Genomic DNA, 24806 nt, shown 5'->3' with positions numbered 1-24806 from the left:
CCGGCGGCCGACCTCGTCGTCGACGCCTACGGCACCGACGGCGGTCGAGTCCGCGGCATCGTCAGCGGCGGCCATACCTACCGCGATTCGGCGCCGATGGCCGTGGAGGCCGCAATCCGGCTCACCGAAGGCACCAGCAAGCCGGGCGCACTCGCCGCTGCCGAGGCCTTCGACGCCACCGACTTCCTCGACGCGCTCACGCCCTTCGGCATCACCTGGCGCATCGAAGAGCTGTGAGTCGGGCATAGTCGGTCCATGACCGACACTCGACCGCCGCTCGCCGTCGCACTCGATCTGAAACCGCACCCGGAGGGCGGCTGGTATCGGGAAACATGGCGCAGCGCTGTGGAATTCACACCGGAGGGATACGAAGGTGCGCGCGCGAGCGCGACCGGGATCTATTTCTTGCTGCTGCCCGGCGAGAGGTCCGCACCGCACACGGTGCAATCGGACGAGGTGTGGCTGTGGCACCGCGGCGGACCATTGGTGCTCGACATCGGTGGCGAGGAGATCATCCTCGGTCCCGATGTCGAGCACGGTCAGGTATTGCAGGCAGTGGTGCCCGGCGGTGTCAGCCAGGCCGCGCGACCAGCAGGCACGGACTATGCACTGGTGAGCTGCATCGTCTCGCCCGGCTTCGATTTCGCCGACTTCCGTTTGGACTGAGCAGCGGGTTCGAGCCCTGCCAGTGCTGGTATGCGCGCAGGTTCCATCCCGGAAACGTGCAGGATTGCGCACTTCCGCCGAATAATGGCCGCTCAGGCCGGATCCGGCATCACGGAACTTCGAGGACGCCTTCGTCTACCGCCCACTTGATGGTCCTCTCCAAGTTCGGGCAGGAGTCGGGGCGGCCGGGTGCGTTTCCCTTGGCCGCGAGTTGGGCGAAGACCGGACAGTGGGTGGCCGGATTGTCCTTCCACTGCACGGAGGTCTGGTGCGAACTGCTCTTTCGCACCAGGACCTCGCTGTCGCACGCCTGACACCGCAGGGAAGTCAGGCCGTCCTCGAGGTAGCGCTGTTTGTCGACCACGGTCTGGGCCTGCACCGCGGCCCGCCGAGCCGGCTGGTCGGCGAAGTCGGGTGCTTTGGCCCAGGTCGCGGCCATCAGACACCCGCCTCCGCTTGATTCGCCTCGGCCGCGTCGGCCTCCGCCTTGCGCCGCAGATTCTCCGCGACCTCGGCCTCCCATGCCTCGTTGGCCTTGGTGGTGTCCACCTCGAACTCGAAGCGCTGCGTCATCTTCTCCGTCACGTCGGCCAGGTCGACGTAGAACTGGTCATACCAGCGACGCAGCTGGTAGACGGGGCCATCTTCCTCGCACAGCAGCGGGTTTTCGACCTTGGACTTGTGCTTCCAGATCTCGACGTCCTGCAGGAAGCCGACACTGATGCCCTCGGTCATCTTCGCCGCCAGCTTGTCGGCCATCTCACCGTCGACGCCCTGCGGCTTCTCCAGCGTGATGCCCCACTGCAGCATGAAAGAGTCCTGCGACACCGGGTAGTGGCAATTGATCAGGACGCTCTTGACCTCGTACCCGCTGTAGATATTGATCAGCGGATTGATCATGTACGACGGCCCGAAGTACGACGCTTCCGACTTCAGCAGGGTGTCGCCGCCGTACTTGGAGGCCATGCCGATGTCGGGACGGCCCTTGGTCTCCAGGAACTGGGTGGCGATGTGCCCCTCGAAAACGTTCTTGAAGTACGTCGGGAAGGCGAAGTGGATGTAGAAGAAGTGGGCCATGTCGACCACGTTGTCGATGATCTCGCGGCAGTTCGCGCCCTCGATCAACAGGGAGTTCCAGGTCCAGTCGGTCCATCCGCTGTCGAGCTGCTCGGTCGGATTGCCGTCGGAGTCCGTGTACGGACCCTCGATGTGCGGAATGGTGATTTCCGGCGGCGGCTGGCTGCCCTCGTAGTCGTGCCAGACGAACAGCTGACCATTGCGCTCCAGCGTTGTCCACTTCCTGGTGCGCGCCAGCGGCGGCACCCGCCGCGCATAGGGAATCGCCGTGCACTTGCCACTCGCGCCCCAGCGCCAGTCGTGGAACGGACAGGCGATGTCGTCGCCCTTGACCTCGCCCATGCTCAGGTCGCCACCCATATGCCTGCAGTAGGCATCGAGCACCCGCAGTTCGTCATTGGTATCGGCCCAGATCACGAGTTTGGTGCCGAACACCTCGACGGCGTGCGGCTTGCCGTCGCGGAACGACTTCGCCAGACCGAGGCAATGCCATCCCCGTGCATATCGGGTGGGTGCGGAGCCCACATCGAGCTCTCGAACCTTCGCACCGCTCCCCTGTGGGGTAACTGCCATCGCGATTCCTCCTCCTTCTGTACTAGAACACGTTACAAAAATGTCGCGTTCCACGCCAGCGATTCGGCCTACTTCCAGCACATGTCCATACTTTGTTCGAGATGAACGGCGGTTCTCGACATAAATAAGAACCTGTTCTAGTCTCAGAGGCAAATGAGTACCGGTTATCAATCCGACCAGGCAGGAGCAGGTCCCGAGATGACGCAAGAAGTGACCGAACGGGTCGAAGCGCTATTGCCGACGCTGCGCGAGCGCGCGCAGGAGGCCGAGGACCTGCGGCGCATCCCCGACGAATCAATGAAGGCGCTACAGGAGACCGGGTTCTTCCGCCTGCTCCAGCCCAAGCAGTGGGGCGGCTACGCGGCCGACCCGGTGACCTTCTACGACACGGTCCGCAAGATCGCGAGCGCATGTGGGTCCACCGGCTGGGTGGCAGGCATTGTCGGCGTTCACAATTGGCACCTCGCGCTGTATTCGCAGCAAGCCCAGGAAGACGTGTGGGGTGAGGACACCGAGGTCCGCATCTCCTCGTCCTACGCTCCGATGGGCGCGGGCACTGTCGTCGACGGCGGCTACATCGTCAAGGGCGCGTGGGCTTGGTCCTCGGGCTCCGACCACGCCACCTGGGCGGTGCTCGGCGGCCCGGTGATCAAGGACGGCAAGCCGGTCGACTTCGGCAGCTTCCTGATCCCGCGCACCGACTACCGCATCGATGACGTGTGGAATGTGGTCGGCCTGCGCGGCACCGGATCCAATACCGTTGTGGTGGACGAGGTTTTCGTGCCGTCGCACCGGTTCCTCAGCTTCCGCAAGATGAGCGAGCTCGCCTCCCCCGGCCTGGAGCAGAACACCGACCCGGTGTACAAGATGCCGTGGGGCACCATCCATCCCACGACCATCGCGACACCGATCGTCGGCATGGCCTACGGCGCCTACGAGGCGCACGTCGAACATCAGGGCAAGCGCATCCGCGCCGCCTACGCCGGCGAGAAGGCCAAGGACGACCCGTTCGCCAAGGTCCGGATCGCCGAGGCATCCAGCGATATCGATGCCGCGTGGCGGCAGCTGTCGGGCAATGTCGCCGATGAGTACGCACTGTTGGTGGCGGGCAAGGAGATTCCGTTCGACCTGCGGGTGCGGGCGCGCCGCGATCAGGTCCGTGCCACCGGAAGGGCAATCGCCTCCATCGACAAGCTCTTCGAGAGCTCGGGCGCCACCGCACTCGCGAATGGCACTCCGCTGCAGCGTTTCTGGCGGGACGCGCACGCGGGCCGGGTGCACGCGGCCAACGATCCCGAGCGTGCCTATCTCATGTACGGCACCCACGAGTTCGGGCTGCCCGTCACCGACGGCATGGTGTAATGACCACGACGACATCGGAGGCGTGATGACCTCGACCGTAGAACTCACCTTCGAATCCACCTCGCGCTATGCGCAGGTGCGCCCTGATCTTCGGCTGCACTACCACGAGGCCGGTGTCGGCAACGGCCCGACGATCGTGCTGCTGCACGGCGGCGGGCCCGGCGCCTCCTCCTGGTCGAACTTCGCACGCAACATCCCGGTGCTGGCGCAGAACTTTCACGTGCTTGCGGTGGATCAGCCGGGGTTCGGGCAGTCGGACAAGCCGGTCGACCATCCGCAGTACTTCGTGCACAGTTCGTCGGCACTGAAGGACCTGCTGGATCACCTGGAGATCAGCGGCCGGGTCCATCTGCTCGGCAATTCGCTGGGCGGCGGTGCCGCGGTGCGGTTCGCGCTGGACTACCCGGAGCGCGCGGGGAAGCTGGTGTTGATGGGCCCCGGCGGGTTGAGCGTCAACCTGTTCGCGCCGGACCCGACCGAGGGCGTGAAGAACCTCGGGAAGTTCAACTACGCGCCGACCAGGGAGAACATCGAAGCCTTCCTGCGGATCATGGTCTTCGACCAGTCGCTGATCACCGAAGAACTGATCGACGAGCGTTTCGCCTCAGCAAGCACGCCGGAGTCGCTGGCGGCGACCAGGGCGATGGGAAAGTCGTTCTCCGGACCCGACTTCGAGCAGGGCATGATCTGGCGCGACGCCTACAAGCTGCGCCAACCAGTGCTGCTCATCTGGGGTCGAGAAGATCGAGTGAATCCGCTCGACGGCGCGCTGGTGGCGACGAAACTGATTCCACGAGTTCAGCTGCACGTGTTCGGTGGTTGCGGGCACTGGGCGCAGCTGGAGAAGTTCGACGAATTCAACCGGCTGGCAAGCGACTTCCTTGCCGGCGTCAAGGAGAAGTGATGGGCATTCGATCACTGGCGTACTTACGCATCGAGGCGACCGACATGGCGGCCTGGCGCGAATACGGCCTCAAGGTACTCGGCATGGTCGAGGGCAAGGGCAGCGATCCGAACGCGCTGTACCTGCGGATGGACGATTTCCCGGCTCGGCTCGTCATCGTGCCCGGTGAGCGGGACCAGCTGCAGGTCTCCGGCTGGGAGACTGCCAATGCCGGTGAGCTGCAGGATATTCGGGATCGGCTGGACGCGGCCGGGGTGCCCTTCAAGGAGGGCACTGCGGCTGAACGCGCCGACCGCAGGGTCGACGAGCTGATCCGTTTCGAGGATCCCTCCGGCAATGCGCTGGAGGCTTTCCACGGTGCGGCGCTGGAACATCGGCGTGTGGTCAGCCCCTACGGGCACACGTTCGTCACCGGCGAACAAGGACTCGGCCATGTGGTGCTGAGCACCAAGGACGACCAGGCCTCGCTGACGTTCTACCGGGATGTCCTCGGCTATCGGCTGCGCGACTCGATGCGGCTGCCACCGCAAATGGTCGGGCGGCCCGCCGACGGCGAACCGGCTTGGCTGCGCTTCTTCGGCTGCAACCCGCGCCACCACTCACTCGCCTTCCTGCCGATGCCGACACCGAGCGGCATCGTGCATCTGATGCTCGAGGTGGAGGGCTCCGACAGCGTCGGGCTGTGCCTCGATCGGGCGCTGCGCAAGAAGGTGAAGATGTCCGCGACGCTCGGCAGGCACGTCAACGACAAGATGCTGTCCTTCTACATGAAGACCCCTGGCGGATTCGATGTCGAATTCGGTTGCGAAGGGCTCGAAGTCGACGATCATTCATGGATCGCCCGGGAATCCACCGCGGTGAGCCTGTGGGGTCACGACTTCACGGTCGGACAGCGACAGCAATAATGAACGGGGCGAGCGACACGATGACAACTGAAGATTATCCCGCCATCGATGGACGGCAGTTCCGCAACGTACTCGGCCAGTTCGCCACCGGCATCACGGTGATCACCACCTTCGATGGTGACAGCGCCCCGATGGGATTCGCCTGCCAGTCGTTCGCCGCCCTCTCCCTCGAACCGCCGCTGGTGCTGTTCTGCCCCACCAAGACCTCCCGGTCCTGGGCGGCGATCGAACAGGCCGGGCGCTTCTGCGTGAATGTCCTCGCCGAACAACAGCAGCAGCTGTGTGCCCGCTTCGGTTCCCGCGAACTCGACAAGTTCGCCGAAACCCGCTGGCACACCTCAGAACTGGAGCTTCCGCTCCTGGACGATGCCTTGGCCACCATCCAGTGCACGGTGGACAGCGTCGTCGACGGCGGCGATCACTACATCGTGATCGGCCGAGTGCTGGCCCTGTCGGAGTCGACCACCTCCGGCAGGCCGCTGTTGTTCTACCGAGGCCAGTACAGCGCCATCGAACCGGACAAGACCGTCCCGGCCCCCTGGCGCCACGACCTCGAGCACTTCCTCACCACGACGACGTTGGACACCTGGCTGTAGCCCCATGTAGTGATTGGGTGCTACGCGTGGCGACAATGGGGCGATGAGGACGATCAGCCACCGTGAGTTCCGCAATAACTCTGCGGCGGTGATGGACGCGGTCGAGGCCGGCGAGATATTCCGGGTCACCCGCAATGGCATCGAGGTGGCCGAACTGCGACCAGTCGGTCGCAGTCGCCGCCGGACCGCGGTGGAACTAGTGGAACGACATCGCAGACTGCCGCGTGTGGACTATGCCCGGATGCGGGAGGAAGCCGATGAGTTCTTCGGAACTGAAGACCGCATCGGCGACGACGATGCGTGGGGAGCACGTCCGTGACACATCGAGATGGCCGGGTGCGCTCCCGGTTCGGAGGTCACGCGGAGGCGGCGCGGAGGGCGAACCAGCCGTTCGTGGGATCGGCGTAGCCGTGGTAGAGGAGGGGAATGCGCTGGTCTATTTCGAAATGACGGTAGATGGCCAGCATGGCTATGCGGACGGCGTAGTCCTGGAAGTCGTCGACGCGCCGGGGGCCGATCGGGAGTTCCGGGAGTGATGCCAGGCGCGTCATGTCGGCGGTGTCGGCGGTGTCCAGGCCGATCGGGGCGGGGTCGGTGATCAAGTGGTCGTGCAGGATGGCGCGGGTGCGCGCGTAGTCGGGTAGTCGCGCGGGGAAATCCCGGAACTCCGCACGCACGGAGCTGTACGGCTCGACCTGGGTTTGGACCAGCTCCATCAAACCGGCATCGAGATGCGGGGCCGCGGAAGTGAGCGGCGTCTGCTCCAACAGATGCAGAATGCATCCGCCACGGACCAGCGGCTCCGGAACGAGGAATACCGCCAATGCGGGATCCGCGTACTCCCGGCAGGTCAAACAGACCTTCGTGTGAATCGGATCAGTCATGCAGCCCTCCTCGCGAGAGGCTTCGGCCGCTACACCGACCCGCAAAGCGACCTCGATTGGGTAACCATCGAACGCCGACCACCGAAGACCACTGCGATCGCCGACACCCGACCAGGCTTGCTCTCGCCAGTATAGGAGCCGGGTACCTGCGAGGAAATGCCGCGCGAAGTGGGATCTTCGGATTGTGGATATTCCGCCAAACCTTGCAACACACTCGATACCGTGGGCCTATGCCGAGTGCTGATCGCATCACCACGGATCCAGGCATCTGCCACGGGAAGCCAGTGGTACGCGGGCTGCGATATCCCGTAGCTATGTTGCTCGAATTGCTTGATGCGGAGATGAGCGTCGACGACATCCTGGCTGACTACCCGGATCTCGAACGCGACGACATCCTCGCCGCGCTCGAGGTGACCGGTAGTCGGGACGCGGACCGTGATGTGCACCGATCGCGGCCCAACTGCGGGGACATCGGTTAGGCCGAGACAACCGCCTGTTCGCGCTGGAGTTCGAGGGCGATGTCGATGAGCTGGTCTTCCTGGCCGCCGACCAGTTTGCGTTTGCCTGCGCGGACCAGCATTTCGGCGGCCGAGACGCCGTAACGTTCGGCTTGGCGTTCGGCGTGCTTGAGGAAGCTGGAGTAGACGCCCGCGTAGCCCATCATGAGGGCCTGGCGGTCCAGTAGGCATTCCTGGGGCATGACGGGGCGGACGACGTCTTCGGCGGCGTCGGCGATGGCGAAGAAGTCGATGCCGGTCTCGAGGCCGAGCTTGTCGCAGACGCCGACGAAGGCTTCGACGGGGGTGTTGCCCGCGCCCGCGCCGAAACGGCGGGCGCTGCCGTCGATCTGCTTGGCACCCGCACGGACCGCGTAGACCGAGTTGGCCACCGCGAGGTCCAGGTTCTCGTGGCCGTGGAAACCCACCTGGGCGTCATCGCCCAGTTCCGCGACGAGAGCCGCCACGCGATCGGAAACCTGTTCCAGGACAAGGGCTCCTGCCGAATCCACCACGTACACGCACTGGCAGCCCGCGTCGGCCATGATGCGGGCCTGCTTGGCGAGCGCCTCCGGCGGCTGAGTGTGCGACATCATCAGGAAGCCGACGGTTTCCAGGCCGAGTTCGCGCGCGAGGCCGAAGTGCTGGATCGAGACGTCGGCCTCGGTGCAGTGGGTCGCGATGCGGCAGATCGAGGCGCCGTTGTCCTGGGAGACCTTGATGTCTTCCTTGACGCCGACACCGGGCAGCATGAGCACGGCGATCTTGGCCTGCTTGGCCGTCTCGGCGGCGATCTTGACCAGTTCCTGCTCAGGGGTTTTCGAGAAGCCGTAGTTGAACGAGGAGCCACCGAGGCCGTCGCCGTGGGTCACCTCGATGACCGGAACGCCGGCACCGTCGAGGGCCGCGACAATATTGCGGACATCCTCGCCGGTGAACTGATGGCGCTTGTGATGCGAGCCGTCGCGCAGCGAGGTGTCGGTGACGCGAATGTCGAGGTCTGCGGAATATGTCATGGTTGGAGCTCCTTACACCCGGGCCGAGAGGATCTGCTTGGCCATGACCTCGCCGACCTGCGTGGCCGCGGCGGTCATGATGTCGAGATTGCCCGCGTACGGCGGCAGGAAGTCGCCCGCGCCCTCGACCTCGACGAACACCGAAACCTTCGCCATACCACCGGAAATCACCGACGGCGGATCGAACTGCGGCTCGTTGAGCAGCCGGTAGCCCGGCACATACTGCTGGATATCGGCGACCATCCGGTGGATGGATTCGGCGATGGCTTCGGTATCGGCGTCTTCCGGGATCGCGCAGAAAATGGTGTCGCGCATAATCATCGGCGGCTCGGCCGGGTTCAGGATGATGATCGCCTTGCCGCGCTCGGCGCCACCGATGGTCTCCACGCCACGCGAGGTGGTCTTGGTGAATTCGTCGATATTGGCGCGCGTGCCCGGTCCGGCGGAGACCGACGACACCGAGGCGACGATCTCGGCGTAGACGACCGGCACCACGCGCGACACGGCCGCGACGATCGGGATGGTGGCCTGGCCACCGCAGGTGATCATATTGACGTTCGGCGCGTCGATATTCGCGCCGAGGTTCACCGGCGGCACCACGGCGGGTCCGACGGCGGCGGGCGTGAGATCGACCGCGCGGATGCCGGCTTCGGCATACCGCGGCGCGGCGGCACGGTGCACGTACGCCGAGGTCGCCTCGAAGACGAGGTCCGGCAGCTCGGACTGGCCGAGCAGCCAGTCGACGCCCTCGTGCGAGGTTTCCAGCCCCAGCCCGCGAGCCCGCTTCAGACCCTCGCTCTCCGGGTCGATGCCGATCATCCAGCGCGGTTCCACCGTGGTGGAGCGCAGCAGTTTGTACAGCAGATCGGTGCTGATATTGCCGGATCCGACGATCGCGGCGGTGACGGTCCCCGTTTCGGACACGGCAGGCCTCCTACTTGAATTGCAAACGAACAGAACCGAGTCCGGCGAACTCGGCGTGGAACGCATCGCCAGGGCGGGCGTCGATGGCACGGGTGCAGGAACCGGGCAGCACGATGTCGCCCGCCTTCAAACGCACGCCGAAACCGGCGACCTTGCGGGCCAGCCACGCCACCGCGATGACCGGATCACCGAGCACCGCATCGCTGCGGCCCTCCGCGACCACCTCACCGTTGCGGGTGAGCACGGCGTCGATGGCCTTGATATCCAGCTCTTTCGGCGCGACCCGTGCCGCGCCGAGCACGAAGCCCGCGGAGGACGCATTGTCGGAGATGGTGTCGGCGAGCCCGATCTTCCAGTCCTTGATCCTGGAATCGATCAGTTCGATGGACGGCGCGTAGGCGACCGTCGCGGCGAGCACATCGGCCTCGGTGCAGTCTTCGCCGGGCAGGTCGGCGCCGAGCACGAAGCCGACCTCGACCTCCACTCGCGGGAACAGGTAGCGCGACGCTTCGACCGGAACGTCCTCGAAGACCTCCATGTCCGCGAGGAGATGACCGTAGTCGGGTTCGTCGACGCCCATCATCTGCTGCATCGCGAGCGACGAGAGCCCGACCTTGTGGCCGACCACCGTGGCCCCGTTGTCGAGCTTGCGCCGAATATTGATCAGCTGGATCTCATAGGCGTCGACGACATCGATATCGGGATGCCTGGCGACGAGGGGGTCGATGGCCACCCGGTCGCGCTCGGCGACCTCGAGTTCATCGGCCAATTCGGTTCGTACCGAGTCGGACAGCACGCTAATTTCCTTCCACTGTTGTCGGCTCGGGCATCGCGGCCCGTGCAAGGACCCCTCCGGACGCTGCCGCCCGCGAGCTGGTTTCGCTGCCTGCCGCGAACTTTCCCGCGCGACGGCCGGAGTAGATGCAGTCGGCAAGGGACAATCCGCTGACATAGGAGTCCGAGCAGATCCCGACCGCTGTCCGGCCCGCCGCGTACAGGCCGGGAATATCGTTTCCGGCAGTCGATTTCACCGCTCCGGTGCCCTCGTCGACGACAACGCCGCCGAGGGTGAGCATCGGGCACGGGTTGACGACACTCGGCTTGATACCCACATCCAACAACCAGAACGGCCCTGCCCCTACCGTTTTGGTGAATTCGGCGGGCTTGCCGACCGGATCGGGGGCGCCGTTCTCGATGGCGGCATTGTGGGCGGCCACGGTGGCACGCAAGCCGTCCGCGTCGATACCGGCCTTCGCCGCCACCGCGTCCAGGGTCGCGCCGCGCACCGCGGTCCGCCGCATCGCCTCGAACTGTCCGCGCTGGAACCAGGCGGATTGGCCGCCGATCTGCGAGATGGCGGTGCGCATGAGGTCGTCATCAGCGAGCAGCCAGCCTTTGCCGTCGTGCTCGGTGATCAGCGCGTGCCCGACTGCCGCGCCGTACCTGGTCTCGTCGATCACCCGCTTGCCGTCCGCATCGACCAGCACTGCACCGGTAAAAGCACTGGGCGGCAAGATGAATCGCCAGGCCGAGATATTGCCCATCCGATCGGTCGCCGCGCCGACCTGCTGCGCCATCAGGATTCCGCTGCCGTCGTCGCCGGTGGTGCCGAGGGCGAGGCCGCCGCGGTACCGCGGCCCGTACTCCTGCAGCATCGCGCGATTGGCGATGAACCCGCCCGCGCTGAGTACCACGCCGCGCCTGGCCTGGATCCGAATAGTGGTGCGGTAGCGGCGATCCATCTTCGCCAGCTGTCGTTCCATGGCTTTGCGCAGCGGTGGATAGTAAATGCCCGGCTTGGCGGCGATTTTCGCCATCCGGGTGTAGCGATCCCTGATCCGGCCGGGAGCGTCGCGCAGCGTCCGGCATTCCACGCCGATCACGGTGCCGTTGTCATCGACGATCAAACGGGTTGCCTGCGTGAGGGTTTCCACCCGCACGCCACGCCGGGAGGCCGATGCGGCCAGCGGGCCGGTCAGCTTCTTGCCGGACGTGCCCCTGCCCTTGACCCGATGCCCGCGCTGCGCGGGCGCCGCGACCTCGCGACCGTAGCCGGAAACCTCACTGCCCGAGTAGTAGAGGTAGTAGCTGTCGTTCGGATACGAGGTCTTGTACGGACACAGCGACGCCTCGAACGGCACGCCGTGGCCCTGCAGCCACTCGATCATCGCGGGGCTCTCGGCCACGAAGCGACGCAGCGTCTCGGGTGTGACAGCGGTGCCGACTTCACGCTCGAGATAGGCGAGCATCTGCTCCGGCGTATCGCGCACACCCGCTTCTTGCTGCACCGATGTGCCGCCGCCGGCGTAGATGATGCCGCCGGACAACGCCGATGCACCGCCACCGGCGAACCGCTCCAGCACCAGTACCTGCGCACCCGCATCCGTCGCTTCCAGCGCGGCCGCCGCACCCGCGGCGCCGTATCCGACCACGACTACGTCGGCGGCCAGGTCCCATTCGAGGCCCATGTACTCCACTCCGGTCCGAAACTGAAACAAGTTTTCCCGACTAATGGAACGCCGAGCAAGTCTTCTGCCACACAACATAGACCAACGGCCGCCCCATTCTATAACGTGTTCTACATGACAGATCGGGAATACGACGTGGTGGTGGTCGGGAGCGGCGCTGCCGGCATGACCGCCGCCCTCGCCGCGGCACACCATGGGCTCAGCGCGGTGATCATCGAGAAGGCCGCGCACTACGGCGGATCGACCGCCCGCTCCGGTGGTGGCGTGTGGATCCCCGGCAACAAGGCGCTGCTGGCGTCCGGGCGGCCCGACGACCGCGAGGTCGCGCGCACCTACCTGCACAGCATCATCGGCGAGGTGGTACCGAAGGAAAGGATCGATACCTACATCGACCGCGGCGCGGAAGCGTTCGACTTCGTGCTCGATCACACCCCGCTGCAGATGAAGTGGGTGCCCGGCTACTCCGACTACTACCCGGAGGCCCCCGGCGGCAAGGGCGAGGGGCGCTCGTGCGAGCCGAAGCCGTTCAACGCCATGATCCTCGGCGAGGAGCGGTTCAAGCTGGAGCCGCCGTACGCCAAGGCGCCGCTGAACGTGGCGGTCACGCAGGCCGATTTCGTGCGCCTGAACCTGATCCGTCGCCATCCGAAGGGCATTCTGCGGGCCCTGCGGGTCGGCGCGCGCACCTACTGGGCCAAGTTCACCCGCAAGCACTTGATGGTGATGGGTCAGGCCATCATCGCGGCCATGCGCAAGGGCGTTGTGGACGCGAATGTGCCGCTGCTGCTGAACACTCCACTGACCAAGCTCATCGTGGACAACGGGGTGGTCACCGGCGTCGAGGCGCTGCAGGACGGCGAACCCGTCACTTTCACCGCGCGCTACGGCGTCGTGCTCGGCAGCGGCGGCTTCGAGCACAACGCCGAGATGCGGACGAAATACCAGCGTCAGCCGATCACCACCGAGTGGACCACCGGTGCGGCCGCCAACACCGGCGACGGCATCATCGCGGGCATGGAGGCAGGCGGCGCCGTCGGCTTCATGGAGGACGCCTGGTGGGGGCCGACCGTGTTCAAGGGCGGCAGGCCGTGGTTCGCATTGGCCGAGCGCAATCTGCCCGGCACCATCATGGTCAACGCCGACGGCAAGCGATTCGGTAATGAGTCCGCTCCTTACGTCGAGGCTGTGCACACCATGTACGGCGGCGAATACGGGCAGGGTGAAGGTCCCGGCGAGAACATCCCCTCGTGGCTGGTGTTCGACCAGCGCTACCGGAACCGCTACATCTTCGCCGGATTGCAGCCTGGTCTGCGGTTTCCGTCCCGCTGGATGGAAAACGACAACATCGTCAAGGCGGACACGCTCGAGGAGCTGGCGGCGAAAATCGGCGTGCCCGCCGACACCCTCGCCGCGACCGTCGCTCGGTTCAACACCTTCGCCGAGCTCGGCAAGGACGAGGACTTCGGCCGCGGCGACAGCCACTACGACCGGTACTACGGCGATCCGACCGTCAAGCCGAACCCGTGCCTGGCCGGGCTGGTGCAGGGCCCCTACTACGCGGCCAAAATCGTGCCCGGCGACCTCGGCACCAAGGGCGGGCTGGTCACCGATACCGCGGGCCGCGTGCTGCGCGAGGACCAGACCGTGATCGAGGGCCTCTACGCCTCCGGCAACTCCAGCGCTCCGGTGATGGGCCACACCTACGCGGGCCCCGGCGCCACCATCGGACCCGCCATCACCTTCGGATACCTAGCGGTGCTGGATATCGCCGAGCGGAAGAAGCAGCTGTCGAACAAGGCCGCCGCCGAGGCGTAACCGATCGACGCGGCGTCCGTCTCACCGACCGGACACCCCCTTGCCCGGTCCGATACGGACGCCGCAGGATCGATCCGAGGCCACCGTCACCGCGAGGGACGGACCGGAGGTCGCCTCGGATCGACCCGGCAAGGACGCGTCCGACCGATGGCCGCCTGCACCGGACCGCGGAAGCTGTCCACAAGCACTCACAAGGAGAACTCGATGCCCATCGACCCGCAAATCGCGCTCGGCGCGCAGCTCCCGAGCCGGGAGTTCGCGTGGACGCCGTCCGACGTGCAGCTCTATCAGCTCGGGCTGGGTGCGGGCACCCGCTGGACCGACCGCGCCGAGCTACGTTATCTCGATGACCACGGCCCGCAGGTGCTGCCGACCTTCGCGACCGTCGCCGCGACGCTGCACGACACCGAGCCGCCCACGGTGCGGTTCCCCGGCATCGATATCGATCTGGCCAAGGTGGTGCACGGGCATCAGGAGGTCGAGGTGCACCGCCCGATCCCGGCCGCGGGCAAGGCGACCAGCACCGGTCGGATCACCGAACTGTGGGACAAGGGTTCCGCCGCCGTCGTCGTGCAGGAGCAGACGGTCACCGGTTCCGACGGCGAGCCGCTGTGGACCGCGCGCTCGTCCATCTTCGCCAAGGGCGAGGGTGGTTTCGGCGGCGAACGCGGCCCGAGCACCAAGTCGGTGCTGCCCGATCGCACACCGGATTTCGATGTCATCACACCGACGCTGCCGCAGCAGGCGCTGCTGTACCGGATGTGCGGCGACCGCAACCCGCTGCATTCGGACCCCGCATTCGCCCGCGCCGCAGGCTTCCCCAACCCGATCCTGCACGGACTGTGCACCTACGGAATTGTCTGCAAGACCGCCACAGACACCGTGCTCGACTCGGATGCGAGCCGGGTCACCGGATTCCGTGCGCGCTTCGCCGGGGTGCTCTACCCCGGTGAAACCCTGCGCACCCGGATCTGGCGCGAAGGCAACGAGCTGACCATCGCGGCCACCGTGGTCGAACGCGCCGACGCCCCCGTGCTCGGCGACGTCACGCTGCGTTTCCTGCCCGCCTGATCAGCCCGCGGCCGTGGCGGATTCGTCTCCGGTGCGGCCGCGACGAGCGGCGAGACCCTGGACTATCAAGGCGTACAACACGATCACCGCGATCGGTGCCGCTATCGGAGCCCAGGCCAGGCGCAGCGGCAGCAGCGCAGCACCGACGGCCGCGGCGGTGAATCCGACGGCGCCGACCACCGAGGGAACCGTCGTCGGGACCACACCGATCGGCGCCGACACCGTCGCGGTGTTCAGCAGGTAGGTGGTGGCGACCAATCCCGTCGCCGCGGCGGCGAGCACGCCGGTGTCGGCGGCGGCGAGCACGCCGATCGCCAGCAACACCGCTGCGACGGCCGCGAGCCGGAACCACCAGCCCGCCGCGACCAGTATCAACGCGGGGATGCCTGCCCATGGCGTCATGAGGGTCACCGATGTCACCAGCAGCGCACCGGACAGGACGGCGAGGAAACGGATCATCGGCGCACCCGAACCGTGCGTCGGTGATCCGGGATCAGCCGCATGACCTCATCGAGGCGCGCACCATCCGGCCACGCCACGATGTCGACGCCGACGGTGCCCATGTCCCGGTACATCGACGTGCGCTCCAGCTGCCACATTCTGGCCAGCGTCGGATCGAGATGATCATGGAAGGGCGTGCCGCGCAGGACATCCACGACGACCACGACGTGCCCGCGCTTGCGCAGATCGATCAGTGCCAGCGCGAACTGGGTGTCGAGCAGGGTGGAGAAGGCGACGACGATCGCGCCGATCGGCACTGCCCCGTGCGGAGCGAGCGTGCCGGTCGTCTGGATGTGCTCGTCGCCGACATCGAGCACAGTGTCGACGATCCGATAGAACTGGCGACGGCCGATATCGGGCCGCAGCCAGCGCGGTGACTGGCCGAGGCAGACGACCGCCGTGCGGTCACCGGCCTGCAATGTCGACTGCACCACTTGCGCCGCGCCGCGCACCGACAGCTCCAAGGACTCGGTGGCAGGCCCCGGCGCCTGCTGCGAAGTATCCACGAGGACAACCACATCCGCGGAACGGTTGGTCAGCCGCTCGGTGACGTAGAGCCTGCCGCGGCGCGCACTCACCGGCCAGTTCACGATGCGCAGTTGGTCGCCGGGGGCGTAGGCGCGGATATCGGCGTACTCGACGCCGGGACCGTATTTGCGAGTCAGGTGGGTGCCGAGCCGTTCGGGCAGCTCGGTGCGCGGCAGCCGCATGCGCTGCGGATCGGTGATCGGATAGACGAACAGCTGACCGGCGGGCACCACCGCGGAGGCCACCGACAGTCCCGCCGGGCTGAGCGCGGAAATCCGTACCGACAGCGGATACCGACCCCAACGGTCGGCCGTCAGCGCCATCCGCAGCCCAGCGGGAGCCGTCCCGGAATCATTCGCCTCCTCGACCTCGATCCCGAGCCTTTCCACCGGTTCGGGCTTGCAGCGCAGCAATGCGTGTCCGGTCTCGACGAAGGCCGCGACCGTCAGCACGACCTCCTCCGTCTCGAAACACCGCAGCGTCCCACCGCCGTCGACCTGAATCCTGGTCGGCGACTGCTGCCACGACGCGGTGGCGAGCACACCGAGCAGTGGCGCGGCGAACACCACGAGCTGCCAGCGGCCCAATACCACCGCGAGCAGCAGTGCCGAGGCCGCGCACACCGCGAGCATGAACACCAATGGCGCAGGCCGCCACTGTAATTCGACCTCGACGGTCGTGCTCGCGTCGCGATGTCTCATGTCACCGAAGCGCGCGGAACCGGAAGGCGGCGCAACAGCTCGCCGATGACGTCCTCGCCGCGGATCCGGCGCACCCACATCTCCGGGCGCAGCGTGATCCGGTGCGCCATCGCGGGAATCGCCAGCGCTTTCACATCCTCCGGAATCACGTAGTCCCGGCCGAGCAGCAAGGCTCGTGCCCGCGACATCTGCACCAGGTCGAGTTCGGCGCGCGGGCTTGCACCCACCTCCACCTGCGGATGCCCGCGGGTGGCGGTCGCGAGCGCGACGACGTAGCCGACCACGTCGGGGTGCACGGTGACGAACTCCACCGACTGCCGCATTTCCAGCAGCCCGTTCGCGTCCACCACCTGCCCCACCGTCGGCGGTGTCGAGCCACGCTCCAGTCGGCGGCGGATCATCTGCGTCTCGTCGTGCTCGGAGAGATAACCGAGCCGCAGCTGGATCGCGAACCGGTCCAGCTGCGCTTCCGGCAGCGGATAGGTGCCCTCGTACTCGATCGGATTGTCGGTCGCGAGCACAACGAAAGGCTGTGGCAGCAAATAGGTTTCGCCATCCATGCTGACCTGGCCCTCGGCCATCGCCTCCAGCAGCGCAGCCTGCGTCTTCGGCGGTGTCCGGTTGATCTCGTCGGCGAGCAGCAGATTGGTGAACACCGGCCCACGCCGGAACGTGAACCGGCCCGAGGACATGTCGTAGATGGTCGACCCGAGCAGATCCGCGGGCAACAGATCCGGCGTGAACTGCACGCGGGTGAATTCCAGCCCGAACGCGGCGGCGAAAGATCTGGCGATGAGCGTTTTGCCGAGACCTGGTAGGTCCTCGATCAGGACATGACCACCGGACAAGACAGCGATCATGATCAGCTGCAACTCGTCCCGCTTGCCGACGATGACCCGGGACAACTCCCGAAGCACCGCCTCGCTGCGCTGGACTGTCGCGTCCATCGGCATCGTCATTTGACTTCCCGCACTTGCCTCAACCCATTCATTCTCTGTAGACGGCAATCAATTGGGCATGATCGGGGCCCTACGCGGTTACACACGCTGCCTCCTCCGGTCCTGATCCCTCATGCCACGCATTACATCCCCTGTAGCCGACGCAGGATCTCATCCAGCGCCGCCCGCCCAGGTGCGCGAGTCGTCTGATCGCGCAAGGCCGAGTTGGCCGGATCCACCCAGCGCCACAGTTCCGGGCCGAACTGCAGTATTCCGGCGGCCTCGGTCGCCCTGCGGTTCTTCGCGACCCGCAGACCAGTGGACAACTCGAACTCCTTGGCCAGCAGCGGCCGCAAGTGCCGATCCCATTCGGCGCGGGTCCCGTCGGCCCGGTCGGCAAGCATCTCCGCCCTGGCGTGCCAGTGGTACAGCATCTCCGCAGGGCCGTTCTCGATGTTGTCGGTGTCGATGTGGTCGATGTGGTCGCTGTGTGCAGGTTTGGCGCGCAGCGACCAGATCAGCTGAAAAAGCGCGACCGCGACCGGGACTCCGGCCAGCATCAGCATCGCTTCGCGCGCCTTGCCGAAGGTGACGAGCTCGATCAGCACGACGACCGCGGCCGCGCCGAGCACGATTCCCATACGATTCATGCCCGCACCTCACCTTGCAGATCGGCGAGCACAATGCGCAGCAGCTGTTCGGCTCGCATCCGCTGCCATTCGAGCATCGAGTGCGGGCTGAATCTGGCCTCCTCGAACAGTGCGACCAGTTCCCGTGCGGATGCGTCGTGCAGCGCACCGCGTTCGAAAGCGCGCGCCAGCACCTCCATCGGGGTGTCCGAGGCCAGCGGCGCGGCAGCGCGATCGAAGGACAGGCCGTGCTCCATCGCGACGTAGCAGGCGATGATCGCGGTACGTGGGTCCTGGCCCGGCGCATTCATCGCGGCAAGGCCCATCTCGGCGGCCCTCGCCAGTGAACCGGCCTCGGTCGGCGCGGCCGGGGCAGGTGGCGGTGCCACCGGAACGGGTCGGCGCCGGACCGCCACCGCGACCACCACCAGGCCGATGATGGCGACGGCGACCAGCACGATAGCCGCGACCGTGGCCAACAGCAGCGTGGTGCCGGTCAGTTGGGAGGCCGGCCCCGACGGGTCGGCGGGTGTGGTGACAACTTGTTCGGTCGGTTCGGCGGAGCCGGTGGGAGGCGGCGGCCGCTCGGCGCCACCTTCACGGCCGACACCGACGAAGAAGACCGCGGACGCCGCCGCGACCACCAGTGCAAGACCTGCCAGCACGGCAAGCACCAGCAAGCCGAACCTGCCGAGCCGTCCCGGCCTGCGGTCGACGACGCGATCCGACACCGGCATGGCCAGCGGAAGCCGATGCTGACTTGCGATTACTCCGGCGATCAGAATGACGATCGAGACGGTGAGCAGCACCGGCATCAACGCCACCGCGAGCGCCGACGGAATCGATCGGGGCTGCGCGGGCCCCGCCGCGCCCGGGATGTGTCCACGTAATGCGATCGCGGCAAACGCAACCAGCGTGATCAGCACGATCACGCGCAATATCGGCGCTCGCGCCCCGGCCACTTCGTTACCGCCACCTCTGAGTACTGCACAAAACAGCCACATAGTTACATGCCGAGCAGTCCGCTCGAGCGCGAATCGAATACTTAGGACTCCCGCCTCTTAAACTGCACCACCACAGCTCCAGCCCGATCAGCTTGCGCTATCGGCCCTGTTCGGACCCCGTCACAAATGCCGTGGCTCAATCTTGTGGCCTCGGCAAAACCATCGAAAGGAGAGAAACCGCCGAGCGTAGTGAAATGGTTGCTCTGCCAGTGGTCACCAACCACCATTCGACTAGCGTCGATGACCACCTCAGCGCAGGACAACGCAACTGCTCGGTAGCGAACCGCTCCGCACATTCCGCGCCCACCCGAAGGGGGCGCAGGTGTCGATGAAGTACGTCGGGTTACGCCACCGCTGTTGCCAGGTTGGGTGGCGATGGGATCGTGGGCAGGTCGGGTTGGGTGAGCTCGCTCAACCGGCTGGCGGTGCGCGAGATATCGGGGAGCGGAACGTCGGCGACCAGATCCGTCAGTGGCACTCGAGCCGACACGGTGAGCTGGAGGTCTGCGTCGTAGAGCACGTCGACCAGGTTCACCAGGCGCATCGCCCAGTCGGGTGGCACATCGCGCAGGCGGGGCACATCGCAGAGGGTCCAGTTCGAAAAGCGTTGGGCCAGTTGGACATAGTCCGCCGACGAGGTCGGCGTGCCGCATAAGGCACCGAAGTCGATGACGATCGATGCACCGTCGACAGCTCGAGCGTGGACGTGCCGAACGCCGATGGCTACCTCGACACCACCCGCCCCGCAGGAGGTGACCCCCGGATGGGACAGGCCTGCTTCGACCTCGCCCGCCGCCGGGCGGACCACGTATAGGCCCGCGACGAATCCGGTTGGTGCGCCCTCGTGCGAGGCGCGGGTGCGGTAGTCGAGCGGGCCGTCGACCGAGACGACATCCAGGTGGGCGACGATGCGGTCGATGGTCGGCACGAAGCGGTCGTGGAACAGCGGGTTGGGCAGCAGCTCCTGCGGCGGGTAGTTCGACGTCACCACCAGCACGATGTGCCGGGCGAACAGCGCGTCGAGGGTTCGGGCTATCAACATCGCATCTCCGATGTCGTGCACATGGAATTCGTCGAAGCAGACCAGGTCGGCGTCACCGAGCAAGGTGTCGATGGCGCGATCGATGGCCCCGGATGCGGTAAGGGTCGTGTGCAACTGGGCGAAGAAAGTGTGGAAATGGAAGCGGCGCTTGCGATTCGATGTGACACTCGCGAAGAACCGATCCATCAGCATTGTCTTCCCGCGACCGGGCCTGCCGTGCAGGTAGATCCCCCGGTGACGCTTGACCGGGCGACCGCGCCGATCGACGAGTTCACCGAGTCGAGCGGCAACCCGCAGCTGGTCGGTATTCAATTCGATCGCACTGATATCCACGACATCCTCCTGATCCTCTACAGTTGTAGAGGATCAGGATTTGTCTCCGCCAGAGAAGGTGACGATGTCCACAACCGACCGACGCGCGCTCATAGTCGACGCCGCCATCGATGTGATTGCCACCCGAGGCATCCGAGCCCTTACCCACCGGGCCATCGACACCGCGCTCGACCTGCCCGACGGATCCGCTTCATACTACTTCCGCACCAAACGCGCACTCATCGAAGCGATCACCGACCGCATCACCAGCCGCTCCCGCACAGACTTCCTCGCCGCCCGGATCGCCGACATCCGTTTCATAGCCCCGCAATCCGCCGCTGCTCCAGCGCAGCACCTCGATGAACAACCCGAGGAGAGTTTCGCGGCGGGAGCCGACCACGCGGGCAGTGCGGAACAGACACGGCTACGCCAGGCAGATGGCGTACAGCCGGACGATCCAACTCCCACCGCGCCGGGCACACTGCCAATCGACACCGGCGACATCGCCCGCGCTATCGCGACATGGCTCGACCAGCTACTCGCCGACCGCCGCAATCACCTGATCGTCCGGCATGCGCTGCTCATCGATCTGCTGGCCGATCCCGACCTGCATCCCCGGCTGGTGCACAGCCTGTTCTCCGTCGAACGCGCACGAGACCTCTTCCACGCCTTGGGTTTCGCGGACCCCGCGGCGGCCGCATCCGATTTCGTCGCCGTCATCGAGGGGGCGGTGTTCGATCGCTTCGCAGGAGCCCGCAGTCACCTACCAGCGCGAACACCGGAGAGCGTCGACCAACTCACCGCACTGCTGTCGCGCTACCTCAGCAGTCGACAAGATTCGACATAGCGTCCTCCTGCTAGTTGCGGCAGTCTGCGAGCATTCGTGTGCGCGAGAGCTCCGCGGGGACTGCTCCGAATCACAGGAGTCCGAGTGCGGCACCGAGGAACTAGTGATTCCAACCGCGTTCGCTGTAGGTGCTTCCAGAGAAATAGGCGCGGATTCCGGCCAGTGGGTAACGGATAAGTGTGTCCTCGGGCAGTGCGTCGAGTGGGAACCAGCGCAGTTCGTAGGACTTGTCCGGTTCGCGATTGACCGGGTCGCCGGTCCAGTGCAGCACCTCGAAAAACAGGCCGAGGCGGGCTTCGCGACCGGAGCCGATCACATGGGCGACGTGAAAGAGACGAAGGTCCGCAGGGTCTATGACGATGCCGACCTCCTCGTGCGCCTCACGCGCCGCCGCGACGGCCACGGACTCACCCGCTTCGAGCTTGCCGGCGGGCAGATGCCACAGGCCGTCGAACTCGTCGTCGCTACGTCGCCTGCTGAGCAACAGCTCACCGTCACGGATGACCAGAATATGAGCGTCGACAAGGTGCCGGTCGGTCATCGAACTCCTCCCAGGGCAGATCGGTCTACCCTGCGGCATGACCGCTACAACCATCAAGGTACCGAAGGCAACCCACGACAGGCTGCATCGGCTAGCGGCAGCCCACGGGTTGACGCTGGCACGGCAGATCGACAGCCTGATCGACGAAACTGCGGCGAGACCACGCCCGACAACCGGCGGGTACCGCAGCAACGGACCACTCACCGTCGAGGAATTCGACACAGAGCTCGCCCGAGGTTTCGGCGAGTGACGGTGCTCATCGTCGAAGCCGACTACATGCTGTCGTCCCGACTCGGAGCAGACGCGGCGAAAGCCTTCGGCCAGGATTCCGTCGCGATATCGATCGGCGACATCGCCGCGGGTGGCGATATCCACTGCGCCACCCACAACCAGCCCGGCCGCATGATCGCAGGCCCGGCCGGTCGCCGGGATAGCGGCAGACACCATCCCGCATCCCGGCGACGGCCATACGATCCCGGCCAACGCCGAGATCAGATCAGTTCGCGCTGAGCACCAGACCCGAGGTTGGTACCCCGGTGCCCGCGGTGACCAGGATGTTCTCCAGATCCTGGACCGGGTTGACGGAGGTGCCACGGATTTGGCGGACGGCCTCGGCGATGCCGTTCATGCCGTGGATATAGGCCTCGCCGAGTTGGCCGCCGTGCGTGTTCAGTGGAAGGCGGCCGCCCACTTCGATGGCTCCGTCGGCGATGAAGTCCCTGGCCTCGCCGCGACCACAGAAGCCGAGTTCCTCCAGTTGCATGAGAACGAACGGGGTGAAGTGGTCGTAGAGGATGGCGGCTTGCATATCGTCGGGGCGTAGCCCGCTCTGCGCCCAGAGCTGCGCACCGACAAGGCCCATCTCCGGTAGACCCGTCATGGCGTCGCGGTAGTAGCTGGTCATTACGTACTGGTCGGCACCGGAACCCTGTGCGGCGGCGGCGATTACGGCCGGACGCTGCGGAAGATCGCGGGCGCGTTCGGCACTGGTGACAACGATCGCCACCCCACCGTCGGACTCCTGACAGCAGTCGAGCAGATGCAGTGGTTCGGCGATCCAACGCGAATTCTGGTGCTCTTCCAGCGTGATCGGTTTGCCGTAGAAGAAAGCGTTCGGGTTCACCGCGGCATGCTTGCGGTCGGCGACGGCCACCCGGCCGAAGTCCTCGCTCGTCGCGCCGTACACATGCATGTAGCGGCGGGCGACCATGGCCACCTGCGCGGCCGGTGTGCCGAGCCCCTGCGGATAGGACCAGCCCGCGTCGATGCCCGACGAGGTCGGTGCGGTGGCCAGCGCCGTGGAGAACTGGCCGAAGCGCGAGACCGAGCGCTCGTTGAACGCCCGATAGGCGACGACCACGTCGGCGACACCGGTGGCCACCGCCATCGCCGCCTGCTGGATGGTGGCGCACGCCGCGCCACCGCCGTAACCGATGTGGCTGAAGAACTTCAGCTGTGGAATCCCGACGGCACGCGCGACCGCGGCCTGGGTGTTGGTGTCCATGGTGAAGGTCGTCAGGCCGTCGACATCGGCGGGTGTGAGGCCCGCATCGGCGAGCGCCGCGGTCACCGCCTCGGCGGCCAGCCGCAGTTCGCTGCGCCCGGAGTCCTTGGAGAAGTCGGTGGCGCCGATCCCGACGATGGCCGCGCGGCCCGAGATACCTTGCTCAGTCATTCGAACCCCGATAGGAGATAACGGCTTTCGCCGTAATGTGGTCGCCGAGGCTGTCCTTGCCGACGATGTCGATGTGGACCTCGTCGCCTGCCACCTCGGTCACCGTGCCGGAAAGGGTCAGGGTGTCACCGGAATACAGCGGAACACCCAGCCGCAGCGCGATCGACTTCACTATGGCGCGCGGACCGGCCCAATCGGTGACGAAGCGCTGCACCAGCCCGGTGTCGGTGAGGATATTGACGAAGATGTCCTTGGAACCGCGGGCGATCGCCTTGTCCCTGTCGTGGTGGACGTCCTGAAAATCCCTGGTGGCCAGGGCCGTGCTGACCACAAAGGTCGGGTCGGCCTCGATGACCAGCTCCGGCAGCACGGTGCCTACCTGCACGGCGGTCATGCGCACACCCGCCAGACCGGCAGCACGGCCTCGTCGTCGAGCTTGTCGAACTCGACCTCGACCGGCATCCCGATCTTCACTTCGGCCGGGTCGATGCCGCGCAGTTCACCGAGCATGCGCACGCCTTCCTCCAATTCGACGAGCGCCACAACGAACGGCAGCTGCCGACCGGGCACTTTCGGAGCGTGATGCACGACGTAGCTGAATACCTCGCCGCGTCCCGAGGCCACCACATAGTCGGTCTGCTCGGACTTGTCTTTCCAGATCGCCGGGATCGGCGGGTGCCGCAGCGTGCCGTCGGGCAGCTGCTGGATGCGCAGCTCGCCTGCTTGGGTGCCTTCCCAGAAGAACTCGGTGTCCCAGGAGACCAGCGGCTTGACGCGGGCCCCCTCGGGCTCTTTCGGTGCGGCGCCGGTGCCGGGCGCGAACTTCAACAGCCGGAAGAGCATCTCGGCGACGACCTCGTCGCCGACCTGCCAGCTGGTCTGGAAGGTGACGAACCAGCCCTCCCCCAGCGCGGTCCGCTTGGGGCCACGGATCTCGGCCAGCCTGCTCGTCACCGAAACCTGCTCACCGACGGTGAGATACCGGTGGTAGGTCTGCTGGCAGTCGGTGGCAACCACCGAGGTGTAGCCCGCGCCGTCGAGCAGCTCGGTGACCTTGGCCATCGGATCGTCGTCCGGGCGCGAACCGTTGAGCCCGAACATCGTCCACACCTGGGCCATGGCCGGCGGTGCGACAGCGCCGGGGAAACCTGCGGCCCGTGCGGCTTCCTCGTCGACGTAGATCGGATTGGCATCCCCGAGCGCCTCGACCCAGTTGTTGATCATCGGCTGGTTCACCGGGTCGCGCCCGGGACGTGGCGCGCAGTCCCCGGCCGCGATGATGCGCTCGGCGGCGGCGGCAATCGCTTCCGGAGTCATGGTTTCCGGCACG

30 protein-coding genes are annotated in these 24806 nt (G+C 66.1%); 13 read left to right on the top strand and 17 right to left on the bottom strand.

Features of this window, described 5'->3' with window-relative positions:
• Positions 1-96 precede the first annotated feature (96 nt).
• Both OHA42_RS07865 and OHA42_RS07860 read left to right on the top strand, forming a co-directional pair.
• On the top strand, positions 97-237 hold the full coding sequence (locus tag OHA42_RS07865; RefSeq protein WP_406235768.1) for a hypothetical protein: 141 nt from the start codon (positions 97-99) through the stop codon (positions 235-237).
• An 18-nt stretch (positions 238-255) separates the two neighbouring features.
• A complete protein-coding gene (locus OHA42_RS07860) occupies positions 256-666 on the top strand; it encodes a cupin domain-containing protein (protein ID WP_406235766.1) in 411 nt (136 codons plus the stop codon).
• Between the two features lie 109 nt (positions 667-775).
• On the opposite strand, the gene OHA42_RS07855 is transcribed toward OHA42_RS07860, so the two are convergent.
• The gene (locus OHA42_RS07855) at positions 776-1105 is read right to left on the bottom strand and encodes a hypothetical protein (protein WP_406235764.1); all 330 of its coding nucleotides are present in this window, start codon (positions 1103-1105) and stop codon (positions 776-778) included.
• Positions 1105-2316, bottom strand: a complete 1212-nt coding sequence (locus OHA42_RS07850) for a Rieske 2Fe-2S domain-containing protein (protein WP_406235762.1) — start codon at positions 2314-2316, stop codon at positions 1105-1107. The genes OHA42_RS07855 and OHA42_RS07850 overlap by 1 nt, the downstream gene beginning before the upstream one ends.
• A 198-nt stretch (positions 2317-2514) precedes the next feature.
• On the opposite strand from OHA42_RS07850, the gene hsaA reads away from it, so the two are divergent.
• Genes hsaA through OHA42_RS07825 form a run of 5 tightly spaced genes read left to right on the top strand, consistent with a single transcriptional unit; the run spans position 2515 to position 6402 of the window.
• Entirely contained in the window at positions 2515-3678 is a 1164-nt protein-coding gene (hsaA, locus tag OHA42_RS07845) for a 3-hydroxy-9,10-secoandrosta-1,3,5(10)-triene-9,17-dione monooxygenase oxygenase subunit (protein WP_328408621.1), read from the top strand.
• 25 nt (positions 3679-3703) lie between these two features.
• Entirely contained in the window at positions 3704-4582 is an 879-nt protein-coding gene (hsaD, locus tag OHA42_RS07840) for a 4,5:9,10-diseco-3-hydroxy-5,9,17-trioxoandrosta-1(10),2-diene-4-oate hydrolase (protein WP_406235760.1), read from the top strand.
• Entirely contained in the window at positions 4582-5487 is a 906-nt protein-coding gene (gene hsaC / locus OHA42_RS07835; RefSeq protein ID WP_406235758.1) for an iron-dependent extradiol dioxygenase HsaC, read from the top strand. The genes hsaD and hsaC overlap by 1 nt, the downstream gene beginning before the upstream one ends.
• Positions 5488-5507: 20 nt before the next feature.
• Entirely contained in the window at positions 5508-6083 is a 576-nt protein-coding gene (gene hsaB, locus OHA42_RS07830; protein WP_406235756.1) for a 3-hydroxy-9,10-secoandrosta-1,3,5(10)-triene-9,17-dione monooxygenase reductase subunit, read from the top strand.
• Between the two features lie 43 nt (positions 6084-6126).
• Positions 6127-6402 carry a type II toxin-antitoxin system Phd/YefM family antitoxin gene (locus OHA42_RS07825; RefSeq protein WP_406235755.1) on the top strand — a complete coding sequence of 92 codons (276 nt, stop codon included), beginning with the start codon at positions 6127-6129 and terminating at the stop codon, positions 6400-6402.
• Positions 6403-6439: 37 nt separating this feature from the next.
• On the opposite strand, the gene OHA42_RS07820 is transcribed toward OHA42_RS07825, so the two are convergent.
• On the bottom strand, positions 6440-6967 hold the full coding sequence (locus OHA42_RS07820; RefSeq protein ID WP_406235753.1) for a hypothetical protein: 528 nt from the start codon (positions 6965-6967) through the stop codon (positions 6440-6442).
• Here OHA42_RS07820 and OHA42_RS07815 point away from each other — a divergent pair.
• The gene (locus tag OHA42_RS07815; RefSeq protein ID WP_406235751.1) at positions 6907-7446 is read left to right on the top strand and encodes a DUF433 domain-containing protein; all 540 of its coding nucleotides are present in this window, start codon (positions 6907-6909) and stop codon (positions 7444-7446) included. The genes OHA42_RS07820 and OHA42_RS07815 overlap by 61 nt on opposite strands.
• Here the strand turns inward: OHA42_RS07815 and dmpG are convergent.
• The 4 genes from dmpG to OHA42_RS07795 are packed head-to-tail and all read right to left on the bottom strand — an operon-like array spanning position 7443 to position 11872.
• Entirely contained in the window at positions 7443-8480 is a 1038-nt protein-coding gene (dmpG, locus tag OHA42_RS07810) for a 4-hydroxy-2-oxovalerate aldolase (protein WP_406235749.1), read from the bottom strand. The two genes, OHA42_RS07815 and dmpG, sit on opposite strands and share 4 nt — an antisense overlap.
• 12 nt (positions 8481-8492) lie before the next feature.
• Positions 8493-9404, bottom strand: coding sequence for an acetaldehyde dehydrogenase (acetylating) (locus OHA42_RS07805; protein ID WP_406235747.1), 912 nt, complete (start codon positions 9402-9404; stop codon positions 8493-8495).
• A 10-nt stretch (positions 9405-9414) separates the two neighbouring features.
• Positions 9415-10200 carry a 2-keto-4-pentenoate hydratase gene (locus OHA42_RS07800; protein ID WP_328408609.1) on the bottom strand — a complete coding sequence of 262 codons (786 nt, stop codon included), beginning with the start codon at positions 10198-10200 and terminating at the stop codon, positions 9415-9417.
• A 1-nt stretch (position 10201) separates the two neighbouring features.
• On the bottom strand, positions 10202-11872 hold the full coding sequence (locus tag OHA42_RS07795; protein WP_406235745.1) for an FAD-binding protein: 1671 nt from the start codon (positions 11870-11872) through the stop codon (positions 10202-10204).
• 105 nt (positions 11873-11977) lie between these two features.
• Between OHA42_RS07795 and kstD the strand changes: the two genes are divergently transcribed.
• Complete coding sequence (gene kstD, locus OHA42_RS07790) at positions 11978-13687, top strand: 3-oxosteroid 1-dehydrogenase (protein ID WP_406235743.1); 1710 nt, start codon at positions 11978-11980, stop codon at positions 13685-13687.
• 204 nt (positions 13688-13891) lie between these two features.
• Positions 13892-14758, top strand: coding sequence for a MaoC/PaaZ C-terminal domain-containing protein (locus OHA42_RS07785; protein WP_406235741.1), 867 nt, complete (start codon positions 13892-13894; stop codon positions 14756-14758).
• On the opposite strand, the gene OHA42_RS07780 is transcribed toward OHA42_RS07785, so the two are convergent.
• From OHA42_RS07780 to zapE, 6 genes are all read right to left on the bottom strand, one after another.
• Positions 14759-15217, bottom strand: coding sequence for a hypothetical protein (locus tag OHA42_RS07780; protein ID WP_406235739.1), 459 nt, complete (start codon positions 15215-15217; stop codon positions 14759-14761). It lies immediately after the preceding gene.
• Positions 15214-16488 (bottom strand): DUF58 domain-containing protein, encoded by a 1275-nt coding sequence (locus tag OHA42_RS07775; RefSeq protein ID WP_406235737.1) that lies wholly within the window; start codon positions 16486-16488, stop codon positions 15214-15216. The genes OHA42_RS07780 and OHA42_RS07775 overlap by 4 nt, the downstream gene beginning before the upstream one ends.
• Positions 16485-17447, bottom strand: a complete 963-nt coding sequence (locus OHA42_RS07770) for an AAA family ATPase (protein ID WP_406235735.1) — start codon at positions 17445-17447, stop codon at positions 16485-16487. Before OHA42_RS07770 ends, OHA42_RS07775 begins: the two co-directional genes overlap by 4 nt.
• A 122-nt stretch (positions 17448-17569) precedes the next feature.
• Positions 17570-18076, bottom strand: coding sequence for a hypothetical protein (locus OHA42_RS07765; RefSeq protein ID WP_406235733.1), 507 nt, complete (start codon positions 18074-18076; stop codon positions 17570-17572).
• Positions 18073-19017: a DUF4129 domain-containing protein gene (locus OHA42_RS07760; protein WP_406235732.1), complete on the bottom strand. Its 945-nt coding sequence runs from the start codon at positions 19015-19017 to the stop codon at positions 18073-18075. The genes OHA42_RS07765 and OHA42_RS07760 overlap by 4 nt, the downstream gene beginning before the upstream one ends.
• A gap of 385 nt (positions 19018-19402) precedes the next feature.
• Positions 19403-20434 carry a cell division protein ZapE gene (gene zapE / locus OHA42_RS07755; RefSeq protein WP_406235730.1) on the bottom strand — a complete coding sequence of 344 codons (1032 nt, stop codon included), beginning with the start codon at positions 20432-20434 and terminating at the stop codon, positions 19403-19405.
• Between the two features lie 64 nt (positions 20435-20498).
• Here zapE and OHA42_RS07750 point away from each other — a divergent pair, with 64 nt between their 5' ends.
• Positions 20499-21260 carry a TetR/AcrR family transcriptional regulator gene (locus OHA42_RS07750; RefSeq protein ID WP_406235728.1) on the top strand — a complete coding sequence of 254 codons (762 nt, stop codon included), beginning with the start codon at positions 20499-20501 and terminating at the stop codon, positions 21258-21260.
• Positions 21261-21360: 100 nt separating this feature from the next.
• Here the strand turns inward: OHA42_RS07750 and OHA42_RS07745 are convergent, their stop codons facing one another.
• Positions 21361-21801 (bottom strand): NUDIX domain-containing protein, encoded by a 441-nt coding sequence (locus tag OHA42_RS07745; protein ID WP_406235726.1) that lies wholly within the window; start codon positions 21799-21801, stop codon positions 21361-21363.
• Between the two features lie 37 nt (positions 21802-21838).
• On the opposite strand from OHA42_RS07745, the gene OHA42_RS07740 reads away from it, so the two are divergent.
• Positions 21839-22051, top strand: coding sequence for a hypothetical protein (locus OHA42_RS07740; protein ID WP_406235724.1), 213 nt, complete (start codon positions 21839-21841; stop codon positions 22049-22051).
• Positions 22048-22311, top strand: coding sequence for a hypothetical protein (locus OHA42_RS07735; protein ID WP_406235722.1), 264 nt, complete (start codon positions 22048-22050; stop codon positions 22309-22311). The genes OHA42_RS07740 and OHA42_RS07735 overlap by 4 nt, the downstream gene beginning before the upstream one ends.
• Here OHA42_RS07735 and OHA42_RS07730 read toward each other — a convergent pair.
• The 3 genes from OHA42_RS07730 to OHA42_RS07720 are packed head-to-tail and all read right to left on the bottom strand — an operon-like array spanning position 22298 to position 24793.
• Positions 22298-23476 carry a lipid-transfer protein gene (locus OHA42_RS07730; protein ID WP_406235720.1) on the bottom strand — a complete coding sequence of 393 codons (1179 nt, stop codon included), beginning with the start codon at positions 23474-23476 and terminating at the stop codon, positions 22298-22300. The two genes, OHA42_RS07735 and OHA42_RS07730, sit on opposite strands and share 14 nt — an antisense overlap.
• Positions 23469-23870, bottom strand: a complete 402-nt coding sequence (locus OHA42_RS07725) for a MaoC family dehydratase (protein ID WP_328408578.1) — start codon at positions 23868-23870, stop codon at positions 23469-23471. The genes OHA42_RS07730 and OHA42_RS07725 overlap by 8 nt, the downstream gene beginning before the upstream one ends.
• Positions 23867-24793 carry a bifunctional MaoC family dehydratase N-terminal/OB-fold nucleic acid binding domain-containing protein gene (locus tag OHA42_RS07720; RefSeq protein ID WP_406239195.1) on the bottom strand — a complete coding sequence of 309 codons (927 nt, stop codon included), beginning with the start codon at positions 24791-24793 and terminating at the stop codon, positions 23867-23869. The genes OHA42_RS07725 and OHA42_RS07720 overlap by 4 nt, the downstream gene beginning before the upstream one ends.
• Between the last annotated feature and the right edge of the window lie 13 nt (positions 24794-24806).

This window comes from Nocardia sp. NBC_01009 (assembly GCF_045208035.1).
Classification (GTDB): domain Bacteria; phylum Actinomycetota; class Actinomycetes; order Mycobacteriales; family Mycobacteriaceae; genus Nocardia.
The sequence above is the reverse complement of the archived record's forward strand: the minus strand, read 5'-3'. Positions and strand labels throughout refer to the sequence as shown.